The organism is Niabella yanshanensis (genome assembly GCF_034424215.1).
Classification (GTDB): Bacteria; Bacteroidota; Bacteroidia; order Chitinophagales; family Chitinophagaceae; genus Niabella; species Niabella yanshanensis.
Genome location: NZ_CP139960.1, coordinates 1,068,558 through 1,094,459, shown reverse-complemented (window position 1 = coordinate 1,094,459; position 25,902 = coordinate 1,068,558). Strand labels below are relative to the sequence as shown.

Sequence of the window (25,902 nt, the reverse complement as noted above, 5' to 3'; positions counted from 1 at the left end):
ATAATTATCATTTATCATTAGCATATTAGCTAATTATCAAATTGGCACATTAGTAAACAGATCCGTAGCTCAGCCTGGTTAGAGCACTACACTGATAATGTAGGGGTCACCAGTTCAAATCTGGTCGGGTCTACCAAAAAACTCTGGGGGGTTAGCTCAGTTGGCTAGAGCATCTGCCTTGCACGCAGAGGGTCATCGGTTCGACTCCGATATCCTCCACAAAGTAGAAGGTAAGGCGTTAAGCCTCACAGAATAGTTCTTTACATAAGATGATAATGACTTAAAGATATTTTAAGGTCTGATGGTTCGTAACCATATTATCAACTATGCTTTGATACCCCTTTAGGGGTTAGGGGCAAAAGTTCTTTGACATATTGGAAAAAATATTGTTAGGAGAGTACCTAACATAGTTTATCGATCATAATTGTAAAAATATCACCAAATATTTTGGTTGGTCTGAAGCAATGTGGTCGGGTAACAACTACAACAAACTAAATAAAAAGTCCAGATGAGAATCTGGCCTCATATTAATTAAGTTTTATAAACTTTTTTAAAGCAATTAAGGGCGTATGGTGGATGCCTTGGGTCTGAGAGGCGATGAAGGACGTGGTAAGCTGCGATAAGCCAGGGGGAACTGCACACGAGTATTATATCCCTGGATTTCCGAATGGGACAACCTGTTACGTTGAAGACGTATCACTCGAAAGAGAGCCAACCCGGAGAACTGAAACATCTAAGTACCCGGAGGAAAAGAAAATAAGTCAATGATTCCCTAAGTAGTGGCGAGCGAACAGGGAAGAGCCTAAACCGGCTTCGCGTGCGGAGCCGGGGTTGTAGGACCACATTTAGAAAGCATCATCAAGCTGAATTTTTTGGAAAATTAAGCCATAGAGCGTGAGAGCCGCGTAAGCAGAAATTGATGTGGACGAGTGGTATCCTGAGTAGGGCGGGACCGGAGGAATCCTGCTTGAATCTGCCAGCACCATCTGGTAAGGCTAAATACTCCTCAGACACCGATAGTGAACCAGTACCGTAAGGGAAAGGTGAAAAGCACCCTAAATAAGGGAGTGAAATAGTACCTGAAACCGTACGCCTACAAGCGGTCGGAGCATCTTTATGGTGTGACGGCGTGCCTTTTGCATAATGAGCCTACGAGTTAGTCCTCACTGGCGAGGTTAAGTTTTAAACAACGGAGCCGTAGCGAAAGCGAGTCCCAATAGGGCGCTTAGTCAGTGGGGCTAGACGCGAAACTTTGTGATCTATCCATGGGCAGGTTGAAGGTGTGGTAACACACACTGGAGGACCGAACCCGTTGACGTTGAAAAGTCTTGGGATGACCTGTGGATAGGGGTGAAAGGCCAATCAAACTGAGAGATAGCTCGTTCTCCCCGAAATGTTTTTAGGAACAGCCTCGGTTTATAAAGTCTGTTAGAGGTAGAGCTACTGATTGGGCTAGGGGGCTTCACCGCCTACCAAACCCTGACAAACTCCGAATGCTAACAGATGTTTACCGGGAGTGAGGCTGCGGGCGCTAAGGTCCGTGGCCGAGAGGGAAATAACCCAGAATAGCAGCTAAGGTCCCCAATGCATAGTTAAGTTAATCAAACGATGTAGAGCTTCTATAACAGCCAGGATGTTTGCTTGGAAGCAGCAATTCATTTAAAGAGTGCGTAACAGCTCACTGGTCGAGAGGCTCTGCGCGGAAAATAATCGGGTATTAAACTATGAACCGAAGCTCTATGATTGCCACCAGGTGGTATATCGGTAGGGGAGCATTCTGACTGCATCGAAGGTGTACGGCGACGTATGCTGGAGCGGTTAGAAAAGAAAATGTAGGCATAAGTAACGATAAATAAGGTGAAAAACCTTATCGCCGAAAGTCTAAGGGTTCCTGATCAACGTTAATCGGATCAGGGTTAGCCCGGTCCTTAGTCAAACCCGAAAGGGGTAGACGATGGAAAGCAGGTTAATATTCCTGCGCCCACTATGCATTAAAAGTGACGGAGAATGCTAGCACTACAGGCTGACGGATTAGCTGAGTGGATCCTTCGGGTGAAGCGTAAGTGTGAAAGTTCTTCCAAGAAAAGCGAGCATAGCGGCCGGTACCGCAAACCGACACAGGTAGACGGGATGAGTATTCTAAGGCGCTCGGGTGAGCCGTGGAGAAGGAACTAGGCAAATTGATGCTGTAACTTCGGGATAAAGCATACCTACTTCGGTAGGTCTCAGTAAAATGGTTCAACCAACTGTTTAACAAAAACATAGGGCCCTGCAAAATCGAAAGATGACGTATAGAGCCTGATACCTGCCCGGTGCTGGAAGGTTAAGGAAGGATGTTCGGAGTAATCCAAAGCTTCTGACTGAAGCCCCAGTAAACGGCGGCCGTAACTATAACGGTCCTAAGGTAGCGAAATTCCTTGTCGGGTAAGTTCCGACCTGCACGAATGGTCTAATGAGTTGAACGCTGTCTCCTCCACGAGCCCGGTGAAATTGTAGTATCGGTGAAGATGCCGGTTACCCGCCACGGGACGGAAAGACCCCGTGAACCTTCACTACAACTTTGCATTGATTTTGAATTACGGATGTGTAGCATAGTTGGGACGCTATGAAGCGGTGGCGCCAGCCATTGTGGAGCGGTCGTTGAAATACCAACCTTCTTTGATTTAGAATCTAATCCCTAGCGGGAAACAGTGCATGGTGGGTAGTTTGACTGGGGTGGTCGCCTCCTAAAGAGTAACGGAGGCTTGCAAAGGTTCCCTCAGTACGGTTGGTAATCGTACGCAGAGCGCATTAGTATAAGGGAGCTTGACTGTGAGGCAAACAGGCCGAGCAGGGACGAAAGTCGGCTAAAGTGATCCGGCGGTTCTGTATGGAAGGGCCGTCGCTCAAAGGATAAAAGGTACTCCGGGGATAACAGGCTGATCTCCCCCAAGAGCTCATATCGACGGGGAGGTTTGGCACCTCGATGTCGGTTCGTCACATCCTGGGGCTGGAGAAGGTCCCAAGGGTTCGGCTGTTCGCCGATTAAAGTGGCACGTGAACTGGGTTCAGAACGTCGCAAGACAGTTCGGTCCCTATCTGTGGTGGGCGTTAGTAAATTGAGAGAACATGACCTTAGTACGAGAGGACCGGGTCGTACGTACCGCTGGTGTATCAGTTGTGCCGCCAGGTGCAATGCTGAGTAGCTAAGTACGGACAGGATAAACGCTGAAAGCATCTAAGCGTGAAACCTATCTCAAGATGAGTTTACTTTTAAGGGCCGTAAGAGACTATTACGTTGATAGGCTACAGGTGTAAAGGTGGTAACATCAAAGCCGAGTAGTACTAATTGCCCGTACGCTTTAATTTTATTTGTTAGGTACTCTTCTAATTTTTTTGATTTTCCAATATGTTATTTTATTGTTGGTTGACAAGTTTAAATGTTGACATGTTGAAAAGGATCGTTCCTTGTAAACATATCAACTAGTTCAACTAATTACCTTTTTATGGTGGTTATACCAAGGGTGTTCACCTCTTCCCATACCGAACAGAGAAGTTAAGCCCCTTAAGGCCGATGGTACTGCACCACAATGCGGGAGAGTAGGTAGCTGCCATTCTTTTTGAAAGAGCCTCACATTTTTTGTGAGGCTTTTTTTATGCACCTGCCCTAACGCAACAAGAGTGCCCAGGCAGCGCTCTGCTCACCTGAAGGATCTTTGCCCTGTAAACCGAGCAACCAGGCAACTAATTAACTTTGCATACAATCAAAAACAAAACAATTCTTTGCCGGGCTTACTAATCACTTAGCTAACACCATGCATCTGCTAAAAACCCTAATCGGCTTGAAAATTGATTAAAATTTCTATAAAGAAATTTTGGTTTGCGAGTATGTATCGTATTTTTGACGTAAGTTGCTATTTTACAGTTATTTTATAAATTTGATGGTGTAACATGAAATTTTTGATCGTAGGGCTGGGTAATATAGGCAACGAGTACGCGCATACCAGGCATAATATAGGATTTGATGTAGTTGCCGCATTCGTGCAAAAACATGGCGGTATTTTCAGGCAGGACCGGTTGGCTTTTGTAGCCGATATAAAATGGAAAGGACGTATATTTATATGTATTTGTCCAACAACATATATGAACCTTAGCGGTAAAGCCTTCAAATATTGGATCGATAAAGAAAAAATACCTCTGGAAAATACTTTTACGATTTTAGATGATCTATCGTTACCAATAAGTAAGCTAAGAATCAGGGGCAGCGGCAGCGATGGTGGACATAACGGTTTGAGAAGCATACAGGAGTCGGTAGGTTCTGGAGGTTATCCTAAACTTCGATTTGGAATAGGAAGTAATTTTTCCAAAGGCATGCAGGCAGATTTTGTATTAGGAAAGTGGACGAAGCAGGAAGATCCCATAGTCAAATTAAAAATAGACAGGTCAGTGGAAGCCATCGAAATATTTGCTACACAGGGAATCAATGCCGCAATGAACACTATTAACAACCTGGAGTTTGAGTAAGATTTTGATCTTGTAGAAAAACCCTTATATCATGAAAATTTTTTGTATCGGAAGAAATTATGTGGCACATGCTAAGGAGCTCGGTAACGAAGTACCTGAAGAGCCCGTCATATTTCTGAAACCCAAAAGCGCCCTCTTAAAACCTCATTTGCCCTTTTACTATCCTGAGTTTACGAACGAACTGCATTATGAATGCGAACTGGTTTTACGGGTATGTAAAAATGGTCGTTATATCAATAAACGATATGCGCATCAATACTATGATGCCATTACTCTGGGGATCGATTTTACAGCCAGGGACATTCAAAATGATCTGAAGCAGAAAGGACTTCCCTGGGAGAAGGCAAAGGCATGGGATAATTCAGCTGTTTTAGGCGATTGGAAACCGATTACCGACTTTGCCAATCTAAAGGATATTAATTTTGGATTCTATAAAAACAACGAGTTAGTGCAACAGGGCAATTCGGGTAATATGATCTACAGCTTCAATACCCTATTAGTCAATATTTCCAAATATTTTTCTCTGAATATTGGAGACGTCATTTTCACCGGTACACCATCAGGTGTTGGAGAAACACTTCCCGGCGATGAACTCGAAGGTATATTAGAAGACAATATTGTGCTGAACCTGAAAGTTGAGTAGTGCCTTCGACTCACTACAGTAGCTTTTACTTGCACTATTTATTTTCCTGAAAGCACTATCTTTGCAACATAGTTTCAATTTTGCAAAGAGTATTCCGTATAAAACAGGTTTTAGCTGTAGCCTTGTTGCTGGCTTTCGCAACAGGCGTTACCCCTAAGCTATACTTTCATGAACTTTTTACTAATCATACCGATTATTCCTGCTTAAACCATCACACCGGAAAAGTTCAGCTTACCACTTATAAGTTTAATTGTGGATTTGTAAACGTAGAGGTACTTTCACCTTTTTTAGAACCCCGGGAAAGCTATTCTGTAAGTCCTGATATTTTTCTTCCCTGCTATATTGAGATTCCTGTAACTGATTGGGTGCAGCTGCAACCTGAACACAAACAACACCGCGGCCCTCCTGCTTTAACCTGATTGTAACGTCGGTTTATTTTTTCTTTCCATCAACTTCAAAGAGTGGGCTGTTTCAGCTCCGTACATTAATGTGTAGACCTCCTGTTTACATGTATCCAAATATTTCAGGTTATGCAATTCAAATGTTTTCTTTCTATACTTTTTTTACTGTCAACTCATGTTTTGTGGGCAAACGACGAGAAAGCCGGTTTGTCAGGTGTTGTAACAGATGTTACCTCGCAGACGCCATTGGCCGGCGCCACTATTTCTATACCCGATCTCCGGTTGACCACGACAACCGATGCAGAAGGCCGGTATGAATTCAACAGCCTCCCCAGAGGACGATTAACAATACAGGTATCTTATGTAGGCTATAAGTCCAAAGTTGAGACTATAACGGTGCAGAGTCAAACCACTCAAAACTTTTCTCTTTCCCGTTCGGTGGTTGAAAACGAAAATGTTACTGTTACCGGGGTTTCTGCTGCAACGCGTTTAAAGTATACACCTGTACAGGTATCTATTCTATCTAAAAAAGAGATTCAACAGTCTGTAGGTAATAATCTTCTGGATATAGTGGCGAAGGAGGCGGGCGTTTCTGTTGTCACTACAGGGCCTGCAATAGCAAAGCCCTTTATCCGGGGGCTTGGTTATAATCGTGTGGTAACCATAAATGACGGTATAAGACAGGAAGGCCAGCAATGGGGTGATGAACATGGACTTGAAGTAGACGAGTACAGTGTACAAAAGATTGAAATTTTACGGGGACCTGCTTCGCTGATGTATGGTAGTGATGCCATTGGAGGCGTGATTAATATACTGACCAATACCCCCATCGCTAATAGCACGATACAGGCGAACGTACAGTCAACTGTAAATGCCAATAATCGTATGTTTGGTCAATATGCAAATGTAGCAGGCAATGTCAACGGTTTGAACTGGAATGCTTATGGTAGCATTAAAACAGCCGGCGACTATCATAACAAATTTGACGGCAATGTATTAAACAGCCGGTTTAACGAAAAGAATTTTGGCGGTTATATTGGCATCAATAAGCGTTGGGGATTTTCGCACCTTATTATTTCTCGTTTTGATCAACACATGGGAATGGTAGAAGGGGAGCGCAATGAAGCCGGTCAGTTTGTTTATGATGATGCGGTGCCAGACAATAATACTGCAAAAGGCCGAACTCCTTTGGATCCTAACCAGCGGGTGCAACATTTCAAGATTGCGTTAGATAATAGTTTTTCACTGGCAAATGGCGGGAGAATTACAGCGTTGGCTGGTTTTCAGCGCAATCAACGCAGGGAGTTTGGCCATGATCATGGTGAGGAACATCACGGTGAGGAAGAACATGAAGACGAGCAGGATCATGAACATGAACATGACCATGAGGAACCGGGGGGACCGTCCGCTTATTTCGATTTAAAGACGATCAATTATAATATCGCGTATCATATTCCGGAATGGAATAACTGGAAGAGTAGTTTGGGTGTAAATGGAATGAGGCAGCAAAATCAAAATAAGGCAGCTGAAGCAATCATTCCGGACTATGGTTTGTTTGATTTCGGTATATATGGCGTTGCTTCTAAAACCTGGAATCAAACCACCCTTAGCGGAGGGCTGCGTTATGATACCAGAAGTATTAATAGTAAAGCGATGAATGATGAAGAAGGCACTGAAAAGTTCGGGGCATTTTCTAAAACCTTTTCCAATATTTCGGCCAGCCTGGGCGCCACACACGCTATTAGCGATCACGTTTCTCTGAAAGCTAATATAGCCAGGGGATTCAGAGCGCCCAATTTATCAGAACTGGCAGCTAACGGTGCCCATGAGGGAACGAATCGCTATGAAATAGGCGAGCGGGATCTTAAAAGTGAAATATCAACTGCTGTAGATGCAGGGATCGAGATCACTACCAATCACATCGATATAAGTGTATCGCCCTACTTTAATCATATTAGTAATTATATTTTTTATAACCGGTTATTGGGGGCTGACGAAACAGATTCATTAACCAATGGAATCCCAACTTTTCAGTTCAACCAGCAGAACGCAAGGCTGATGGGCATTGAAGCCCGTTTTGATGTACATCCGCATCCGTTGGATTGGCTTCATTTTGAGAACACGTTCAGCTTTGTAAGAGGAAAATTTGTTGAACCGGTGGACGGATCTGATAATTTGCCGCTTATTGCCCCGGCAAGTGTATTAACCGAACTGAGGGGAGAGTTTACTGATATTTTAAAGCTATTTTCCAGCTTATATGTAAAGGTAGAAATGAATGCTGTTGCGGCGCAGAACGATTTTTTTGCCGGCTATGAAACTGAGACGGCTACAAAAGGTTATGTTTTATTCAACGCCGGTTTGGGCGCGGATGTTAAAATTGCAAACAAAAAGCGATTTACTTTTAATATAGGGTTGCAGAATATAGGTGATGTGGGATACCAAAGTCACCTGAGCCGGTTAAAATATACAGATGCAAACCCGGTTACAGGAAGAATGGGTGTATTTAATATGGGCAGAAATTTTACAGCCCGTTTGATCATACCGTTTGAATGGAAATTATAATATTGTTGAAGTGAAATAAAAAACGTCACCGGATGTGCCGGTGGCGTTTTTTTATGCTTTATGTATTAACTTTATAAGAATCGATAAAGCTATGGAAACCGCAAATGAATTTATTCTGTTAGCCAATTCTTCCAGGTTTCAATTTTTTCTGTTGCGGAAACTGCCCTCCGCGTATTTTAGCGGCGTGCGGCTTAGAGCTTTGACGCAAGACATCTGCGAGGTTACAGTTCCGTTTCAATGGTTCAGTCAAAATCCATTTCGTTCCACTTATTTTGCATGCCTGGCTATGGCAGCCGAATTGAGCACTGGCGCGTTAGCAATGGCGCATGTGTATAAAAGAAAGCCTGCTGTATCGATGCTTGTTGTAAAGATGGAAGCCGAGTATTTTAAGAAAGCTACGGGTGTAACAATATTTACCTGCACAGACGGTAAAGCATTCAGGGATATGATTCAAGCAGCTGTCGAAACTGGTCAGCCACAGGTTCTGACCGCTTATTCCGAAGGGAAAAATCTTGCAGGCGAACTTGTAGCCCGATTTACCATTACCTGGTCGTTCAAAGCCAAAGCTGTTTATCGATAGTTACACGGATGTTAAAGCAGCGTCTTTACCTGCTCTGTAAACACACTTAGTTCCTCGTTTTGCTGAATAATAAAAGTATTGTTTTCGAAAGATCCTAATACGCTTTCCATCTCTTCTTTTGTATCATACACCATATTCTTGAAAGTGTTTTTGTAGTCTTTCTCTTTCGAACTGTAAACGCTTTGAGTAATCCATTTCTTGGTTTCTAAAGTTTGATGGAAAAGATTTTTAAGATAGTTGATATCTATTTTTTCGTATGGTACAGTTTCAATTTTCATCAACAGGGAAAAAGCATGTAACATTCTCTGAATACGGTACTGTTTTCCTTGTTCTTTGTAAAACTGATGAATATGATCCCACCCGGTAATATTTCCGGTTCTTATACCATCAAGAAGGTTATCTAGCTGATCTTTAGCAATAAGTTGTCCTCCTACATTAACCCACTCCTGTAAATAGCCTGTGAGCCTGTTATTGTGGAGTTGTTCGAAAAAGCTATCGTAGTTGTTTTCACTAATGTATTTGATCATTTCACTTCCGGCATAAAACAAAAGCATGCGTTTATAAACATTATAAGCTTGCTGAACCTTAGTGATTTGTACTTCTCTTTTAGAGTTTTCAAAACCGGAGGCAACGACATTTAGTTTAGTTACTATCGGCGAATTATGTTCCAGCAAAGACTTCCCTTTGATCATAAATTCGGTATCGCTGCCGATCATTTCATGGTCACGGTAGAATGCTTTTCCAGTGAAGAGCTCCAATAGCTCTAATGATTTATAGATTTCGTTTGCAGTGTCCGGTGCCAGGCAATTGAACTCCAGTTGTTGTTCTTTATTGATTCTCTTATCTCTTTCTTCGAATTTTCTTTCGTTTCTCTGAATAGCATACATATTATATAAAAACCAGTATGCAGGCATGATAACCAGCTTATTCGAACTTTCTTCGTTGCTGATAAGGGCAAAAGGAAAAGGAATATCTAATTCAGCGGGATAATTACCTTTTGCTATCATGGCAAACGATGCAAACCTCGAATTATGTTTAAGGCTTACACAAAGGCCCGGCCAAAAACCACGTCCGGCCTGCAGTTCGCCATCAGCGCCTCTTGAATTATGATTAGATCCAATGGTGGCGCCCGCCGCCATATTGCTTTGGCCCATTACCAGGGCTGCGCATAAAAAGGAATTGTTATGATGTTGCTCGTGGGCCGGAAATATTAATGAGTTTAAAACCTCACAACAGGAAACGGTCGCATTTTCACCCAGGTAAGAGTTGATCAATCTTGCTCCATATTTTACCTGAGAGAAAGGGGATAAGATGAATCGTACCGCTTTTACGCCATAGAACGCACGGCTTCCAACCCCCATGATACCATTTACCATTTCACATCCTTCACCAATTTGTGATTTAGCTTTTTCGTTGGAGTTGATCGTAAGGTTTTTCAGTTTGTTTGCTCCTTTTACATAAGCATCTGTACCAATTTTTACATCCTTAATAATATGGGTATTCTTAATCACCGTTCTTTTACCTACCGTACCATAATATCCATGTGTCGCGTCAAATTTCTTTTCGGTGAATTGTTGAAACGCCTGCATTAGCTTTTGGTCACCCCGGTATTTTGTCCATAGCCAGGCATCGCCTGCTAACATGCCATCAAAGGGTAATACTTTTCTGCCGCCATTTTCATTGCACAACTCCATCCATATACGAACGTTTTCATGTTCACCCTCCTTCAGTATTCCATTTCCGAATTTAGCGTGCGAGGTGCAACTCATTTCATTCACATTAGCAATAATGACATCATCATCTATGATATAATGTCCCAGGAATTTTACATTGCTAATAGATACATTGTCTCCGATATCGCAGCTTACAATCTGGCTGTGGTATAAGCCCACAGGGAATTTCACTTCGCTGAATTCCAGGAAAAACTGCTCCAGTTTTCCTATACGAACCAATCCGTAAAAAGTACATTCCTCAATAAGATGTATATCTATACCATCCCTGACCAGCACATCGTCCCAATTGCCCGACCTGTTACGGTTTGATTGAAGTATGGTGATTTCCTGTTTGGTGAGTGGCCTGTAATCATTGGCCGGATTTTGCTGAAATCTTAAATAATATTCATTTTCTCCTTCCGGTAAAAATGTTGCAGGTATAAAGTTATATCCCAGTTGATCGGCTTTGTGCTTTTTTATCTGATTCATTTATATACGGCAGAAGGTTGTATTTGATAATGAAATATTTGTTTGAGAAAGTTTGCAGATAGCTATTCTACAGTAACGCTTTTAGCCAGGTTACGCGGCATGTCTACATTGCAATCCTTTGCCACACCTATGTAGTAAGAAAGCAGCTGTAAGGGAATAACATTAATCAGTGGTGCAATAACCTCATCCGTTTCAGGTACGATCATCACATCATCACAGATGGTTTTTGATAATTCATCGCCCTCAGTGATAACGGCCAGAAGTTTCCCTTTTCTCGCTTTAATTTCCTGCATATTGCTTACCACTTTTTCATGGTAAACATCTTTTGTTGCTACGAATACCACGGGTAAATTTTCATCAACTAATGCGATTGGGCCGTGCTTCATTTCTGCAGCCGGGTATCCTTCGGCATGTATATAAGAAATTTCTTTAAGTTTCAACGCACCCTCCAAAGCAATGGCAAAATTATAGCCACGTCCCAGGTATAAAAAGTCTCTGGCATCTTTGTACTTTTCAGCTATTGCTTTGATATGCTCGTGGTGGTTTAATACCCAGGCTGCTTTTTCGGGAACGGCATCCAGTTCATTTAATAATCTTCTATACCGTTCGTTCGATAAAGAACCTTTCATATAGCCTACTTTTAAGGCAATCATCATTAGCACTGTTAACTGAGCGGTGAAAGCTTTAGTTGATGCTACACCTATTTCAGGACCGGCATGGGTATAGGCCCCGGCATGCGAAGCCCTGGCAATGGAAGAGCCTACAACGTTAACCACACCCAATATAATTGCACCTTTTTCCTTCGCGCTTTCTATAGCTACCAAAGTGTCGGCTGTTTCTCCACTCTGGCTAATGGCTATAATAACATCTCCTTTATTAATTACAGGATTGCGATACCTGAATTCAGATGCATACTCCACCTCAACATTGATACGGCATAAATCTTCAATAATATATTCAGCTACCAAGCCCGCATGCCAGCTGGTGCCGCAGGCAATAATAACAATTCGGTTAGCATTGATGATCTGATCCGCATATTGTTGTATACCGGACATTGTGATGGTTCCAGCCGCTGCGTCCAGGCGTCCACGCAGGCAGTCATAAATAGTAGTAGGCTGCTCAAAAATTTCTTTCAACATGAAATGATCGTAACCTCCTTTTTCTATTGCAGCCAGTTCCAGGTCGAGTTTTTGCACATAAGGAGTGATCTTTTCGTTGCCCAGGTTCTTTAAAATAAGTTCATCGGGCTTTACGATAGCCAATTCGTAATCATTCACATACACTACCTCTTTAGTATATTCCAGCATGGGGGAGGCATCCGAACCCAAAAAATGTTCTCCTTTACCCACACCAATAACAAGGGGACTGCCTTTACGGGCCGCAATAATGGTATCCGGATTTTCATCGTCAATTAATAAAATAACGTAAGCTCCCGTAACACGCTTTAAGGCAATACGGATAGCTTCTTCCAAACCACAATCGTTGTTGGTTTTTATTTCTTCGATGAAATTTAAAAGTACTTCGGTGTCTGTATCGCTTTTAAAAGTGTATCCCTTTTTAGAAAGTTCAGATTTTAACTGAGCATAGTTCTCAATAATGCCATTATGTATCATGGCTATTTTGCCACTGGCCGAATAATGCGGGTGTGCATTTTTGTCATTAGGTTCGCCGTGAGTAGCCCAACGCGTATGACCGATACCTGTGGTTCCTGCCACATTGCTCGTTCCAATGCTTTCTTCCAGATCGGCAACCTTGCCTTTTTTCTTGTAAATGGTAACGTCGTCTTTTTGCTGAAGAGCCACACCCGCGCTGTCATACCCGCGGTATTCCAATCTCTTCAGTCCTTTAATAATAACGGGGTATGCCTGTCTGGTGCCCGTATAGCCTACAATGCCACACATAGTATAAAGTTTTTAGGAAGGACGAAAATAAGGTTTTTAAATTTCTGCGCAACCGGTTGCGCAGAAACGATCCTTATTCCTGCATTATGTGTGCCAATTTTGGAAATATATTAAAGTAATGTGCCCTTTAATAGCATGAAAGCAAACGAAAAGTAAATAATTAATCCGGTTACGTCCACGAGGGTAGCTACAAAAGGGGCTGAGCTCACGGCGGGATCAGCTCCCATCTTTTTTAGTAATATCGGCAGCATGCTTCCCGATAACGTGCCCCATAGCACAACACCCAGCAAGGTTAGGCCCAGCGTGAAAGCCAAGGGAAGCCAATGCTCTCCATATAAAGAAGGGGTGACTACATGAAAAACAAAAATGCGTAAAAACCCAATGATACCTAAAACAGTACCTAATAAAATTCCGGAAATGATCTCCCGGCGCATCACCCGCCACCAGTCGCTGATATACACTTCACCAACAGCCATTGCCTGGATGATCAGCGTGGATGCCTGCGATCCGCTATTGCCACCACTGCTTATAATTAGCGGGATAAACAATGCTAAAACCACAGCGCGGGCAATTTCGTCCTCAAAAAAAGCCATGGCGGTAGCCGTCAGCATTTCTCCCAGAAATAAGACCACCAGCCAGGGAATACGTTTTCTGAAAAGTCTTAATAAAGGAATATCAAGATAGGGCTCTTCAAATGCCTGGGTTCCTCCCATTTTCTGCATATCCTCACTATATTCCTCGGTGGCTACCCAAAGTATATCATCAATGGTAACAATGCCCAGTAGTTTATTGCTTTCGCTTACCACCGGCAACGCCACCCTGTTGTTCATTTTAAAGATTTCACTGGCCGACTCCTGGTCGTCATAAGCTTTCAGTGAAATCACTCTTTCGTCCATTAATTCTGCCACTTTCGTGCTGGGGGAGCTCAATATAAACTCACCAATCCGGATATCATCCAGTAATTCGCCTGCCTGGTTAATTACATAAATAACATTGATCGCCTCACTGTTTTTGCCGTATTTCCTGATAATACCAAAAACCTCCTCCACCGTGTTATGGGAATAAACATAAACGTAGTCGGGGTTCATCAAACGGCCAATGCTATTTTCGGGATAGCCCAGTAAAGACAGCGTAACACGTCTTTCTTCAGGATCCAGCAATTTAATGAGCTCTCTTACTGCATTGGATGGAAGCTCTTCCAGAAAATCGGTTCGGTCATCTGCCGGCAGCTCATTCAAGAGGGCCGCAGTGTAACTGGGCGGCAGTTCCTGTATAATGCTTTTTTGTTCCAGGACTTCCAGCAATTTGAAGACATTCACCGCACGGTGAACCGACATGTTGGCGATAATGAGCGCCTCATGCTCCGGAAATTCATATACCAGGTCTACCACATCGCTGATATTCTGGTCGTCAAGAAATTCTTTTATTTCTGCTCTCTTGCCTGACTCCAGTATTTTTTCGAATTGTGCTGGTATGGATATTTCGTCTTCTTCCAATTGCATGCGCCAAATTTACGAACTTCAATTATGCAGGAAACTCCTCATACGTATTTTTTGATAAATTAATATAGAAGAACTGCCCGGGCATTACGCAGGCTGCGTATTTTTTTTAACAGGCAATACATGGTTCGCTTGCGATAAAGCGATCGAACAATTATTTTTGTTCGAAAATCAATTGACTTGATAGCGCATTGTTTATATATAGCAGAAACAGCTGAAATGGGAAAAGGTGTTTTTACTACCGAAGATATTTCAAAAGGATCTGTTGTAGAGATCGCCCCGGTTTTGGTGATGTCTGCCGACGAAAGGGTGTTGCTGGATAAAACCCTGCTACATGATTATATTTTTGAATGGGGCGATGGCACCGATCAATGTTGTATGGCTTTGGGCTGGGTACCTGTTTATAACCATTCCTACAAGAGTAACTGCGATTATGAAATGGACTATGACCAAAATACCATAACTATCAAAACAGTAAGAAAAATAAAAGCCGGAGAAGAATTGTTTATCAATTATAGCGGTTCCTGGGATGCGACTAAAGCAGTTTGGTTCGACGCAAAGTAGGCTTTAAAATAAACGGTTATCCAGGTCATAGTGTTTGCTGCTGTCTATAATTATCTTTTTGAAATCCTTATGACCAGGGTTGAGCAAATAGTTGTTTTCTTCGGGTATAACAGCCGAAGGGATCTTTAGTACCAGGTCAGATCTGGATTGCAAAAACTCGTCACCAATATACCTGGTATACTCCGTATCCTCGCTCCATTTTTTTTTCAGGGCCGAACGGTCTATTTCAATAATTTCATCATCAGGCACCGAAAGTTCTACCAGGTGGTAGGAGGGTAATAGCGAAGTGATCGTTCTATCATAGTTTACAACAATCTCCAGAACGGCAAGTGAAATATGCTCGGCTCCATAAAGTGCGTACTGGCCTTTATTATTCCAGCGGCCCCCATATAAAAAGGCGCCATAACCCGAAAGGTCGTCATGGTATTCCGAGCGAACAAGTCTGTAAATAATCATTATGCAGATATACCGTGTTGCATTCTTCCCAGGGTGTCAATAACTTCCTGGATACCATTGTGAGTATTTAATTTGCTTTTAACTACTTCTCCGTTTAATGAGAAAGGTTTAGTTGGCAACCAGCTTTTAAAGCCTTCCTGGCCAAACATTTCGTTTCCTACATCAATTAAAGTTTCCAACAATAAAATACGTTCTATTTGCAGGCCATTAAACCCGCCGTCGTCTTTTGCGTAACGATGTAAGGTTCGCTCACTCATGAAAAGCATATCAGACCATTCTCCTAAAGTAAACGGACCTTTGGTGAGTATTTTTTTGAAATCTTTATAGGTGAAATCTTTAACCAGTGTTTCGACCCGGCTGGATTTGGGTGTAATATGATAAATAGCCGCAGGTTCTTCTACCTGGCTGGAAGATATATTGGGAATATATTTTTTAATATTCTTTTTCATATCATGTCATTTGTCACAAATATACATGCTTTTTGTCGTATTTTAGATTCTTTCTTTTATTTCCATCCAACAGGTTTGAGCATCTGTGCTTTATATTTGCTTTAGTGGAGGAAATAATTATTTATACAGATGGCGCATCAAGGGGGAACCCGGGCCCAGGTGGTTATGGCGTTATTCTGATGTACAAAGGGCATGGCAAAGAGCTTTCGGGCGGGTTTAAGCGTACAACTAATAACAGAATGGAATTGATGGCGGTAATAGAAGGGTTAAAGGCACTTAAAACCAGCCAGATACCGGTTGCGATTTATTCTGACAGTCAATATGTTGTTAATTCCATTTCAAAAGGTTGGTTACGTAACTGGATTCGAACAGATTTTAAGGGAGGGAAAAAAAACAAGGATTTGTGGTTGCAGTACAACCAGCTGGCGAAAAATTTAAATATCAGGATGCATTGGGTACGCGGGCATGCTGATAATCCATTTAATAACCGTTGTGATGCCCTGGCTACAGCAGCGGCAGACGGGAAGAATCTGAAGGTTGATATTGGTTTTGAACAGGAAAATGGTTAAATCATCCTAAAAAAATGTAGTAACGATGAAAAAGCATTGTCTTACTGTTGATCTGAAAAATGACGCAGATTTAATAGCAGCTTATGAGCAACAACATCAGGAGATATGGCCTGAAATAATATTGAGTATCAGGGCCGCAGGAATAGAAAACATGGAGATCTACAGGGTGGAGAACCGGTTGTTTATGATGATGGAGGTTAATGACGATTTTTCCTTTGAGAAAAAGCAAGCTTCAGATGAGGCAAATAGTAAGGTGCAGGAATGGGAAACGCTTATGTGGAAATACCAGCAGGCCCTGCCGTTTGCCAGGCCTGGTGAGAAATGGGTGCTGATGAAAAAGATCTTTCAGCTATAAATTTTGGTTAAGAGTAGCCTATGAAATCGCGGAAACTTGCATATATATTATTGGTTTCTTTTGTCTTCTCTTCCTGCTATGTGGTGAGCGCTTATCGTTTTAGAAAATTTGAGTTGAAGGATTTGGGGAAATTCAAAGCGGAAACTTTACAAAAGAGCGATCAGGTATTTCAGTTTTATCATACAGATGGATCCCGCTTCCCTCTTAAATCCTATCTCGATTCCAATTTACAGCATACTTTCACCTATGGGTTCGTGGTGATAAGGAATGACAGCATTTTATATGAAAAGTATTTCGGGGATATTGACTCGTCAGATATTTTCCCTTCTTTTTCGGTGGCTAAATCCTTTGTAGGCACTTTGGCACAAATTGCCCATCAGGAAGGAAAAATTAAATCCTTAAACGATCCGGTAACGCAATACCTGCCCTGGCTGTCTAAAAGCGATAAGGCCTGGAAAAATGTTACGGTACAAAACGTACTGGATATGAGAACAGGGGTAAAGAGCGATGAAACCTATAACAGTCCTTTTAGCGATGTCATTCAATTAGGTTTTACGCGGAATCTGATGGGCCGGTTAAGGAAGATAAAAATAGCATCCCACTCAAAAGACTTCGTCTATAAAAGTGTCAACACGCAGTTGCTGGGCGCTATCATAGAATCTGCTACAGGAGAAAAGCTGGCCAGATATTTACAGCAAAAATTATGGCTGCCTATGGGTATGGAGAGTGACGCTACCTGGCAAACGGATGCTAAAGGAACTGCCCGGGCTTTTTGTTGTCTGAATGCTACAGTAAAGGATTTTGCAAAACTGGGACGGCTTTACTTAAATGATGGGAACTGGGATGGCAATCAAATTTTATCAAAAGACTGGGTGCAAACCATTTGGGATGCAGATACTATGCGGGTTTACCAGGGATATAAAAACCATTGGTGGAGCAGTAGAAATATAAAAAGGTTCGGAGATTCGCTGCAGGCGACTCAATTTATTGCCGAACAAAGGGGGAATTGGTATCTGGGGCGGGGTGTTAGAAATGGTAAAACCTATTTTAGCGCTTACAATAACCTGCCGGCAATATTTGCCCAGGGAATGTTAGGGCAATTTATTTATGTAAACCCGGGAAAAAAACTGATTATAGTAAGGATGGGACACAATTGGAAACACAAAGACTTTTATGCGCAAAGGTTTATTGAAAACCTGGCTGGTAGGATCTCCAAATGAAAAAAGCCACTAAAATAGTGGCTTACCTGTTATATTGTAAGTAGTTTAATATTCATCCTCGTTGAAGAGAAAATCCTCCTGCGTAGGATAATCAGGCCAGATGTCTTCAATTGTTTCATAAACATCTCCTTCATCTTCCAGTTCCTGCAGGTTTTCTACAACCTCCAGCGGTGCGCCGCTACGGATTGCATAATCAATCAACTCGTCTTTGGTAGCCGGCCAGGGGGCATCCTCAAGGTAAGAAGCTAATTCAAGTGTCCAAAACATAGTATAATCGGTTTTCTATAATTAACGTTAATAAGCAACAAAGGGTTGCAAACTGATTCAAAAAAATTTGTGCAAAAGTAACTGTATTACTGAATTTTCCAAATTGCTTTTTTTAAACCCTTTTTAAACATTTTTGACGTTATTTCAAAAGCAAAACTTTTACATTTGGAACTATTATTTTTATCAGCACAACTCTTCTTTAATGATATACGGAAAAGATATTCATAAGGCTTACGGAGCTATACAGGTATTGAAAGGAGTAAATGTAGAGATAAAAAAAGGAGAAGTGGTATCGATTGTGGGGCCATCGGGCAGTGGTAAAAGCACCTTACTCCATATTTTAGGAACGCTGGATAAGCCCGACCGTGGCGAAGTGACCATGAATAGCACCCGGATAGAAAGCCTGACATCGAAGAAGTTAGCCGCCTTTCGAAATAGTAATATCGGCTTCGTTTTTCAATTTCATCATTTATTACCTGAATTTTCGGCTCTTGAAAATGTATCAATTCCCGCCTGGATTGCCGGCCGGAAAAAAAAAGAGGTTGAAGCGCAGGCAAAGGAACTATTGCAAATACTGGGTGTAGCTCACCGGTTGAATAATAAACCCGGCGAGTTAAGCGGAGGAGAGCAGCAGCGTGTAGCAGTGGCAAGGGCGTTGATTAATCAACCCTCTATTGTTTTTGCAGATGAGCCTACCGGCAATTTGGATACAGCCAATGCCAGGGAATTGCATGAGCTTATTTTTGATTTACGCACTAAATTTTCACAAACATTCCTGATTGTGACCCATAATGATGATCTTGCCCGCCTTAGTGACAGGGTATTGCAAATGAAAGATGGCCTCATAGTGTGAAACTAAACAAACTTGCCCTATATTTATAGGCTAAAGCATTCAATGCCATTTGGGATGCCATAAGAACCAGATGGGAGCGGGTGATCTATATTTTTAAGCCCATAAAACCATAATAACGATTGTATGAGCAACAAAGGAGAAGGAAATGTTATAACGAGGGTAATTGCAGCGTCTTCCTTAGGTACCATGATAGAATGGTACGACTTTTACATTTTTGGTATGCTTGCCAAAACCATTTCGACAGAGTTTTTTCCTGAAGGTAATGCTACTGCGGCTTTACTGAGCACACTGGCCATATTTGCCGCGGGATTTATTGTGCGGCCGTTTGGTGCATTGGTATTTGGAAGGCTGGGTGATATTTTCGGGAGGAAATCAACATTCCTTTTAACACTGGTGTTAATGGGAGGCTCTACTTTTTTAATAGGCCTGGTGCCTGGTTATAAAACTATTGGAATAGCAGCTCCTTTGCTGGTTCTCTTGTTGAGGTTGATACAGGGCTTGGCATTGGGAGGCGAGTATGGTGGTGCGGCAACATATGTGGCGGAGCATGCTCCTGCCAACCGGCGGGGGTACTTTACCAGCTGGATCCAAACTACGGCCACATTAGGACTTTTTCTTGCATTGGGCGTTATTATGCTCGTGAAGATGAATATGAATGATGCCGCTTTCAATTCTGAATGGGGGGGCTGGCGTTATCCTTTCTGGTTCTCTATTTTGCTGGTAGGTGTATCGGTTTATATAAGAATGAAAATGGAAGAATCTCCCTTGTTTTCCAAGTTGAAATCAGAGGGAAAAACAGCCAAAAATCCACTAAAAGAAAGTTTCAGCCATAAAGCCAATTTTAAAATGGTATTACTGGCACTTTTCGGGGCAGTAATGGGGCAGGGGGTAGTATGGTATACAGGACAATTTTATGCACAGAGTTTTCTGGAGACCAAAGCGATGTTAGATTTTGAACAGAGCCGTACCATCATGCTTTGGGCCATCCTTTTTGCAACGCCCTTCTTTATTTTCTTTGGATGGCTCAGCGATAAAATTGGCCGTAAATGGATTATGCTTTTAGGTATGCTGATTGCTATTTTAACGTATCGCCCTATTTTTAGCTATCTCCTTGAAAAATCAGATACAACAGCCTGGCAGGGACAGGCCGTAACTTCGGGCACTGTAGATATAGTTAAAAGGACGCCGGTTGGCCATACAGGTGATACGCTGATTACCACTGTTCAAAGCATGCAGTATGCTACTGGTGCAGGATATAAACAGGAGCGGGTAGATACGCTTATTGGAGCCACACACCAGGTTCAGATGGGTAAGGCAATTATTAAGGATAAAGTATTACCTGCTGATCTGTATTGGAAATTCATAGGACTGGTATTCCTGCTTATTTTATATGTAACGATGGTATACGGGCCAATAGCAGCATTTTTGGTAGAACTCTTTCCGATAAGGATACGCTATACCTCCATGTCATTGCCCTATCACATTGGTAACGGAGTGTTTGGCGGGCTGGTACCTTTTATTGGGGTATTGCTGCAAACTACTTTTACCAGCGATCCATTGGTTGGCCTGTGGTATCCCATAGCAGTTGCAGCTTTGTGCTTTATAATAGGAGCCATCTATCTCAATAATAAAATAGATGACGAGGTGAATGATTGATTGGGTTTTTTAATACAACAGAATCATTCCATACTTTAAACAAATACTATGAATGTAATAAAGAGAATATTAGGCGTAATCTGGTTTTTACTTGGTCCTGCCGTTACCTTTTTTTTAATCGCGGGCGCTGTAAAAAATATTGACAGTTCAGGCAACAAAGACATCAATAATCCTGTTATATGGGTAATTATTATTGCCATCTTTGTCCCGATAGCAATAGGGTTGATGATCTTCGGTTGGTACGCCATTAAAAATGAGTATGAGCATTTACCTGAAGATTCGGATCATTTAAATTTTGAGTAATAATTAATTAACAGGATTTTAATCTCAATCTAATTTCAAATAAGAATTTCTTATATCTTCGCCAGTGTATATGGGTAAGTTATCAGGTTACATATCAGCCGTTTTTTTAGTGGGTTTATTATTCCTGCTGACGATTGGTTTACCGGTAACCTATAGCTCGGTAAAAGCCGCTAAAAATAATGTTACTCAGGGGAATGCCTGTGATAAGAACCCATACTCCAATTCTACCGAAGAAAAAACGCCATCGGGCACCGTAAGCATTAGTGAAGAATATGTTCATGAAACGCGACACGACCTACATTTACCACCTCACCAGATAAGCATCGCTTATATCCACGCCCATGAAGCAACCTATGTAGCTTATCATGGAGAGCAACACTGTCCCCCTCCCAACGCAGTAGCTTAACTTCCCGTTATTCTTCTTGTGTTTATATTGCTATGTCCGTTTACCCGGTAAACTGGATAGGCTTACAATATTTAATATTTTTTATGACAAACAAACCCAGATCGACAGGTTATATAAAGTCGCTTGGCAGTGATTTGCCCTCATCCATTGTAGTATTTCTCGTAGCGCTTCCCTTATGTTTAGGCGTAGCGCTGGCGTCCAACGCACCATTGTTTAGTGGTATTATTGCCGGCGTTTGCGGCGGCATCGTAGTAGGGCTGATAAGCCGTTCTCATTTAAGTGTGAGTGGGCCGGCAGCCGGTTTAACGGCAATTGTTGCCGCGGCCATCACTTCTCTTGCCTCCTTTGAAGCATTTTTGGTAGTAGTAGTTTTAGCCGGTGTCATACAATTAGTGTTAGGATTTTGCAAAGCTGGTATAATAGGTGACTATGTACCCAATAGTGTAATAAAAGGCATGTTAGCTGCCATTGGTTTAATATTGATTTTAAACCAGGTACCTCACTTGTTAGGCGACGACTCCTCTTTTGAATTAGATGAAAATACCCCGGTAAAGGGTAATATTTTTGTTAACTTTTTTACCGCATTTGCAAACATAAATACGTCTGCAATAGTAATAGGCGGCGTTTGCCTGGCCTTTTATTTTGCATGGGAAGCGTGGGTAGCCAACAAGAAAGGCTTTATCAGGCTTGTTCCCGCTCCGTTATTAATTGTATTTCTGGGAGTAGGTATTAATTATCTTTTTAGCTCTACTCAGGCATTGCCGGTATTAGAAGGCGGACATCTGGTGGCTATTCCGGTTGCCTCTTCCGCTAACGAGTTCCTGTCATTTTTTACAATGCCCGACTGGAATTTTATAACTGATAGCAAGGTATGGACACTGGCGGTGACGGTGGCATTGGTAGCCAGTTTAGAAAGTCTTTTGTGTATTGAGGCCGTTGATGACCTGGATCCTTACCAAAGGGTGACACCAACTAATAGGGAGCTAAAAGCCCAGGGTATTGGTAATATTGTGTCGGGCCTGATTGGTGGTATACCTGTAACAAGTGTAATTGTACGGTCTTCTGCCAATGTGAACGCCGGTGCAAAAACAAAAATGTCCACTATTTTTCATGGTATCTTCTTGCTGTTATTGGTAGCGTTTATCCCAACTATTTTAAATCTGATACCTAAGGCCGCTTTGGCAGCTATCTTAATCTTTACGGGCTACAAGCTGGCAAAGCCTTCTCTTTTTAAAGCCTTTTACAAAAAAGGATGGGACGTATTTTTGCCTTTTATAATCACCATAACTGCAATACTGGCTACAGATTTGTTAAAAGGCGTGATATTGGGTATAATTGTTGGTTTGTTCTTCTCTTTCAGATCTAATTTCAGAAAAGCCGTTTTTGTGGTGAATGATAATACCCGCTTTTTGTTTAGACTGCGCAAAGATGTGTCGTTCCTTAACAAAGCAATTATTAAACGGAAGCTGGAGGAAGTACCGGAGAACGCTCATGTAATTATAGACACCAAAAGAGCCGATTACATTGACAGGGATGTTGTGGAAACAATAGAAGATTTTACGCTGCATGCGCCGTTGAAAAATATAAAAGTAGATTTATATACAAGCGGATTTGTAGATCATGGATTTTCTTATAAAGTACTGGCCAATAATAATGATGATGCATCGCTTCAGCGTAATTACGAAGAAGTTATTGAGTCGGTAATTCAAGGAAACGGAAATAATAATAATGCTAAGAATAAAAATTAATTAACCTAAAAGATTGAAAGCAAAATGAAATCGTACACTGAATTGTTAGAGGCAAATAAAGAGTGGGCAGCACAACAGTTGTCTGTAGACCCTGCGTTTTTTTCAAATCTTGCGGAAACGCAAACTCCTGAATTTTTATGGATTGGGTGTAGCGACAGCCGGGTGCCTGCAAATGAAATTACCGGCACAACCCCTGGTGAAATTTTTGTGCATCGCAATATAGCCAACCTGGTAGTACATACCGATGTTAATATGCTAAGCGTATTAGAGTATGCGGTAATGCACCTGAAAGTAAAACATGTTATAGTTTGCGGTCACTACGGTTGTGGTGGTGTTAAAGCTGCAATGGGCAATAACGATTTTAACCAGATACTCAATATGTGGCTCCGTGTGATCAAGGATGTGTACAGGCATAACAGGGGAGAGCTCGAAGCTATTACAGACATTAACGAAAGGGCGGACCGGCTTGTTGAACTAAACGTAAGAGAGCAGGCTGAAAAGCTGTGCAAAACTTCTATTATCCAAAAGGCCTGGAAACTACGGGAGGGACCGGAAATTCACGGTTGGGTATACGGTCTGAAAGATGGTTTATTAAAAGAGATCATCAACATCAAACCCGGTGAAACCGTAATTGACCCGATTTATGTTTACGACAATATCTAATTGAAAGTAGATCGCATTTTAAAAAGCATAGCCTTCGGGCTGTGCTTTTTTGTTGCTACCTTTTGATTTTGCAGGCGGGCGATGTTTAAAACGGGTGTTTGTACTCTTCTGTAGTAAGGAGGATTGGTAATGTTACCGGACAATTAGGCGCAGTTAACCCGTTCAATATAAGGGGCAAATTTTTCTGGGTTTTCCACACTTGTGATTTACTTTTTCCAATATTTGTGTATTAGATACGCAAAGTATTAATTAAATTGCGCCACAAATTGAATAAAATACATCTTAAACAGATAATTCATGAGTTACATTTCAGAAGTCTTCGCAAGACAAATATTAGACAGTCGTGGTAATCCAACCATTGAGGTGGATGTAATTACAGACGAAGGCGCTTTAGGGCGTGCTGCTGTGCCAAGTGGAGCCAGCACCGGTATACACGAAGCTGTTGAGTTGCGTGACGGCGACAAAAAAAAATACCTGGGTAAAGGAACTTTGAAAGCCGTTAAAAACGTAAATACTGTAATTGCTCCTGCTTTATTGGGATACGATGTAGCTGATCAGACAGGAATTGACCAGTTAATGATTCAATTAGATGGTACACCTAACAAAGGTAAATTAGGCGCTAACTCATTGTTGGCGGTAAGTATGGCTGCTGCAAAAGCTGCTGCTGAAGAAGCGGGCCTGCCTCTATTTCGTTATATAGGCGGTACCAACGCAAAAACATTGCCTATTCCGATGATGAACATTTTGAATGGTGGTGCGCATGCTGATAATAAAATCGATTTCCAGGAATTTATGATCATGCCGGTGGGTGCAACTACTTTCAGCGAAGGCCTTCGTTGGGGTGTTGAAATATTCCACGCCTTAAAATCGGTATTAAAGAAAAAAGGATATAGCACTAACGTGGGTGACGAGGGTGGCTTTGCTCCCAATATTCAAAGCAATGAGGAAGCTATTGAAACCGTATTAGATGCAATAGGTGCAGCTGGTTACAAAGCAGGTTCGCAAATTGTTATTGCAATGGATGCTGCTAACAGTGAACTGTGGGACGCAAAAAAGAAAAAATATGTTTTCCATAAAAGTTCTGGCAAAGAAATGACCAGCGAAGAGTTGGTTAAATACTGGGAAAGCTGGGTTAAAAAATATCCGATCGCGAGCATAGAAGATGGTATGGCTGAAGATGACTGGAAAGGTTGGAAATTATTGACGGAGACAATCGGCAGCAAATGCCAGTTGGTAGGCGATGATCTGTTTGTGACGAACGTAGAGCGTCTGCAACAAGGTATTGATAAAAATACCGCTAATGGCCTGTTGGTAAAAGTAAACCAGATTGGTACTATTACTGAAACGATTAATGCGGTAACCCTGGCGCAACACAACGGTTATAATACTATCATGAGCCATCGTAGTGGGGAAACAGAAGACACAACTATTGCTGATTTAGCGGTAGCATTAAACTGTGGGCAAATTAAAACAGGTTCTGCAAGCCGTACCGACAGGATTGCGAAGTACAACCAGCTGATCAGAATTGAAGAATTACTCGGTGATAGTGCCATCTATCCAAAAGGGAAAATCAAATTTGGTAAATAATTTGGTTGGAGGCTCAGGTTTGGCGTTTAACTACGAACTTTGACCCTGAACCCCAAAAGCTTCAAATATTTGCATGGAAGAGTTTGTAGATTTTGTAACAGAAAAGGAACCGGTTTTGCCAAAAGCCCCCAGGAAAAGACGGGCGTTAAACCGGATTTCGCGTTTTCTTACTAACAAGTACTTTATTGCTTCAGTTGGTTTTTTAGGGGTGATGTTGTTTTTGGATAAAAATGATCTCATCACTACCATGGGCAGGAGAGAAGAGTTGCAAAATCTCAATCAAAGTAAGGAGCACTATTTGCAGGAACTGTCTGAGTTACGAAAAGTAAAGACTGATCTGGAGAATGACCCGGTCATTATTGAAAAACTCGCACGGGAGAAGTATCTGATGAAAAGGGAAAACGAGGATATTTTTGTGACAGAAGACAAGAATAAATCTGTTGGAACTCCTCAGAACTAATTGGTTTGATAACTAAACTCAACGATAAAGCCAGGCAATTGCCTGGCTTTTATAAT

General features: G+C 41.8%; 23 protein-coding genes, 2 tRNA genes and 2 rRNA genes. 21 read left to right on the top strand and 6 right to left on the bottom strand.

The window, feature by feature from the left end:
• Positions 1-58 precede the first annotated feature (58 nt).
• From U0035_RS04055 to U0035_RS04015, 9 genes are all read left to right on the top strand, one after another.
• Positions 59-136 (top strand) — tRNA-Ile (locus tag U0035_RS04055).
• Positions 137-145: 9 nt separating this feature from the next.
• Positions 146-219: transfer RNA gene (locus tag U0035_RS04050), tRNA-Ala, on the top strand.
• Between the two features lie 330 nt (positions 220-549).
• Positions 550-3,348, top strand: a 23S ribosomal RNA gene (locus tag U0035_RS04045).
• Between the two features lie 136 nt (positions 3,349-3,484).
• A 5S ribosomal RNA gene (gene rrf / locus U0035_RS04040) occupies positions 3,485-3,596 on the top strand.
• Positions 3,597-3,930: 334 nt separating this feature from the next.
• Positions 3,931-4,503, top strand: a complete 573-nt coding sequence (gene pth / locus U0035_RS04035; protein WP_114792852.1) for an aminoacyl-tRNA hydrolase — start codon at positions 3,931-3,933, stop codon at positions 4,501-4,503.
• Between the two features lie 31 nt (positions 4,504-4,534).
• The gene (locus tag U0035_RS04030) at positions 4,535-5,146 is read left to right on the top strand and encodes a fumarylacetoacetate hydrolase family protein (RefSeq protein WP_114792851.1); all 612 of its coding nucleotides are present in this window, start codon (positions 4,535-4,537) and stop codon (positions 5,144-5,146) included.
• An 80-nt stretch (positions 5,147-5,226) separates the two neighbouring features.
• Positions 5,227-5,565 carry a hypothetical protein gene (locus U0035_RS04025; protein ID WP_114792850.1) on the top strand — a complete coding sequence of 113 codons (339 nt, stop codon included), beginning with the start codon at positions 5,227-5,229 and terminating at the stop codon, positions 5,563-5,565.
• A 111-nt stretch (positions 5,566-5,676) separates the two neighbouring features.
• Positions 5,677-8,109 carry a TonB-dependent receptor gene (locus tag U0035_RS04020; protein ID WP_114792849.1) on the top strand — a complete coding sequence of 811 codons (2,433 nt, stop codon included), beginning with the start codon at positions 5,677-5,679 and terminating at the stop codon, positions 8,107-8,109.
• 91 nt (positions 8,110-8,200) lie between these two features.
• Positions 8,201-8,689 (top strand): DUF4442 domain-containing protein, encoded by a 489-nt coding sequence (locus U0035_RS04015; RefSeq protein ID WP_114792864.1) that lies wholly within the window; start codon positions 8,201-8,203, stop codon positions 8,687-8,689.
• Between the two features lie 11 nt (positions 8,690-8,700).
• On the opposite strand, the gene U0035_RS04010 is transcribed toward U0035_RS04015, so the two are convergent.
• From U0035_RS04010 to mgtE, 3 genes are all read right to left on the bottom strand, one after another.
• A complete protein-coding gene (locus tag U0035_RS04010) occupies positions 8,701-10,890 on the bottom strand; it encodes a DUF4954 family protein (RefSeq protein WP_114792848.1) in 2,190 nt (729 codons plus the stop codon).
• A 62-nt stretch (positions 10,891-10,952) separates the two neighbouring features.
• Positions 10,953-12,791, bottom strand: a complete 1,839-nt coding sequence (glmS, locus tag U0035_RS04005) for a glutamine--fructose-6-phosphate transaminase (isomerizing) (protein ID WP_114792847.1) — start codon at positions 12,789-12,791, stop codon at positions 10,953-10,955.
• Positions 12,792-12,901: 110 nt separating this feature from the next.
• Positions 12,902-14,293, bottom strand: a complete 1,392-nt coding sequence (mgtE, locus tag U0035_RS04000) for a magnesium transporter (RefSeq protein ID WP_114792846.1) — start codon at positions 14,291-14,293, stop codon at positions 12,902-12,904.
• A gap of 216 nt (positions 14,294-14,509) precedes the next feature.
• On the opposite strand from mgtE, the gene U0035_RS03995 reads away from it, so the two are divergent.
• On the top strand, positions 14,510-14,854 hold the full coding sequence (locus U0035_RS03995) for an SET domain-containing protein-lysine N-methyltransferase (protein WP_245957826.1): 345 nt from the start codon (positions 14,510-14,512) through the stop codon (positions 14,852-14,854).
• Positions 14,855-14,857: 3 nt separating this feature from the next.
• Here U0035_RS03995 and U0035_RS03990 read toward each other — a convergent pair whose 3' ends face one another.
• Positions 14,858-15,310 carry an RES family NAD+ phosphorylase gene (locus tag U0035_RS03990; RefSeq protein ID WP_114792844.1) on the bottom strand — a complete coding sequence of 151 codons (453 nt, stop codon included), beginning with the start codon at positions 15,308-15,310 and terminating at the stop codon, positions 14,858-14,860.
• The gene (locus U0035_RS03985) at positions 15,310-15,759 is read right to left on the bottom strand and encodes an Xre family toxin-antitoxin system antitoxin (protein ID WP_114792843.1); all 450 of its coding nucleotides are present in this window, start codon (positions 15,757-15,759) and stop codon (positions 15,310-15,312) included. The genes U0035_RS03990 and U0035_RS03985 overlap by 1 nt, the downstream gene beginning before the upstream one ends.
• 104 nt (positions 15,760-15,863) lie before the next feature.
• On the opposite strand from U0035_RS03985, the gene rnhA reads away from it, so the two are divergent.
• From rnhA to U0035_RS03970, 3 genes are read left to right on the top strand one after another with little or no spacing between them, the layout of a single operon-like run.
• Positions 15,864-16,328 carry a ribonuclease HI gene (gene rnhA, locus U0035_RS03980; protein WP_114792842.1) on the top strand — a complete coding sequence of 155 codons (465 nt, stop codon included), beginning with the start codon at positions 15,864-15,866 and terminating at the stop codon, positions 16,326-16,328.
• Between the two features lie 25 nt (positions 16,329-16,353).
• Complete coding sequence (locus tag U0035_RS03975; RefSeq protein ID WP_114792841.1) at positions 16,354-16,683, top strand: L-rhamnose mutarotase; 330 nt, start codon at positions 16,354-16,356, stop codon at positions 16,681-16,683.
• Positions 16,684-16,703: 20 nt separating this feature from the next.
• Positions 16,704-17,903: a serine hydrolase domain-containing protein gene (locus U0035_RS03970; RefSeq protein WP_114792840.1), complete on the top strand. Its 1,200-nt coding sequence runs from the start codon at positions 16,704-16,706 to the stop codon at positions 17,901-17,903.
• A gap of 45 nt (positions 17,904-17,948) precedes the next feature.
• Here the strand turns inward: U0035_RS03970 and U0035_RS03965 are convergent, their stop codons facing one another.
• Positions 17,949-18,170, bottom strand: coding sequence for a DUF2795 domain-containing protein (locus tag U0035_RS03965; RefSeq protein ID WP_114792839.1), 222 nt, complete (start codon positions 18,168-18,170; stop codon positions 17,949-17,951).
• Positions 18,171-18,372: 202 nt separating this feature from the next.
• Between U0035_RS03965 and U0035_RS03960 the strand changes: the two genes are divergently transcribed.
• The 8 genes from U0035_RS03960 (at position 18,373) to U0035_RS03925 (ending at position 25,846) form a co-directional block, all read left to right on the top strand.
• Positions 18,373-19,023 (top strand): ABC transporter ATP-binding protein, encoded by a 651-nt coding sequence (locus tag U0035_RS03960; RefSeq protein ID WP_114792863.1) that lies wholly within the window; start codon positions 18,373-18,375, stop codon positions 19,021-19,023.
• A 123-nt stretch (positions 19,024-19,146) separates the two neighbouring features.
• Positions 19,147-20,679 (top strand): MFS transporter, encoded by a 1,533-nt coding sequence (locus U0035_RS03955; RefSeq protein ID WP_170138319.1) that lies wholly within the window; start codon positions 19,147-19,149, stop codon positions 20,677-20,679.
• 48 nt (positions 20,680-20,727) lie between these two features.
• The gene (locus tag U0035_RS03950) at positions 20,728-20,982 is read left to right on the top strand and encodes a DUF6814 family protein (protein WP_114792838.1); all 255 of its coding nucleotides are present in this window, start codon (positions 20,728-20,730) and stop codon (positions 20,980-20,982) included.
• Between the two features lie 70 nt (positions 20,983-21,052).
• Entirely contained in the window at positions 21,053-21,388 is a 336-nt protein-coding gene (locus U0035_RS03945; protein ID WP_114792837.1) for a hypothetical protein, read from the top strand.
• Between the two features lie 83 nt (positions 21,389-21,471).
• Complete coding sequence (locus U0035_RS03940) at positions 21,472-23,136, top strand: SulP family inorganic anion transporter (RefSeq protein WP_114792861.1); 1,665 nt, start codon at positions 21,472-21,474, stop codon at positions 23,134-23,136.
• 24 nt (positions 23,137-23,160) lie between these two features.
• Positions 23,161-23,799, top strand: a complete 639-nt coding sequence (locus tag U0035_RS03935) for a carbonic anhydrase (RefSeq protein ID WP_114792836.1) — start codon at positions 23,161-23,163, stop codon at positions 23,797-23,799.
• A gap of 297 nt (positions 23,800-24,096) precedes the next feature.
• Positions 24,097-25,386 carry a phosphopyruvate hydratase gene (gene eno, locus U0035_RS03930; RefSeq protein ID WP_114792835.1) on the top strand — a complete coding sequence of 430 codons (1,290 nt, stop codon included), beginning with the start codon at positions 24,097-24,099 and terminating at the stop codon, positions 25,384-25,386.
• A 73-nt stretch (positions 25,387-25,459) separates the two neighbouring features.
• Entirely contained in the window at positions 25,460-25,846 is a 387-nt protein-coding gene (locus U0035_RS03925; RefSeq protein ID WP_114792834.1) for an FtsB family cell division protein, read from the top strand.
• The last annotated feature ends 56 nt before the right edge of the window (positions 25,847-25,902 follow it).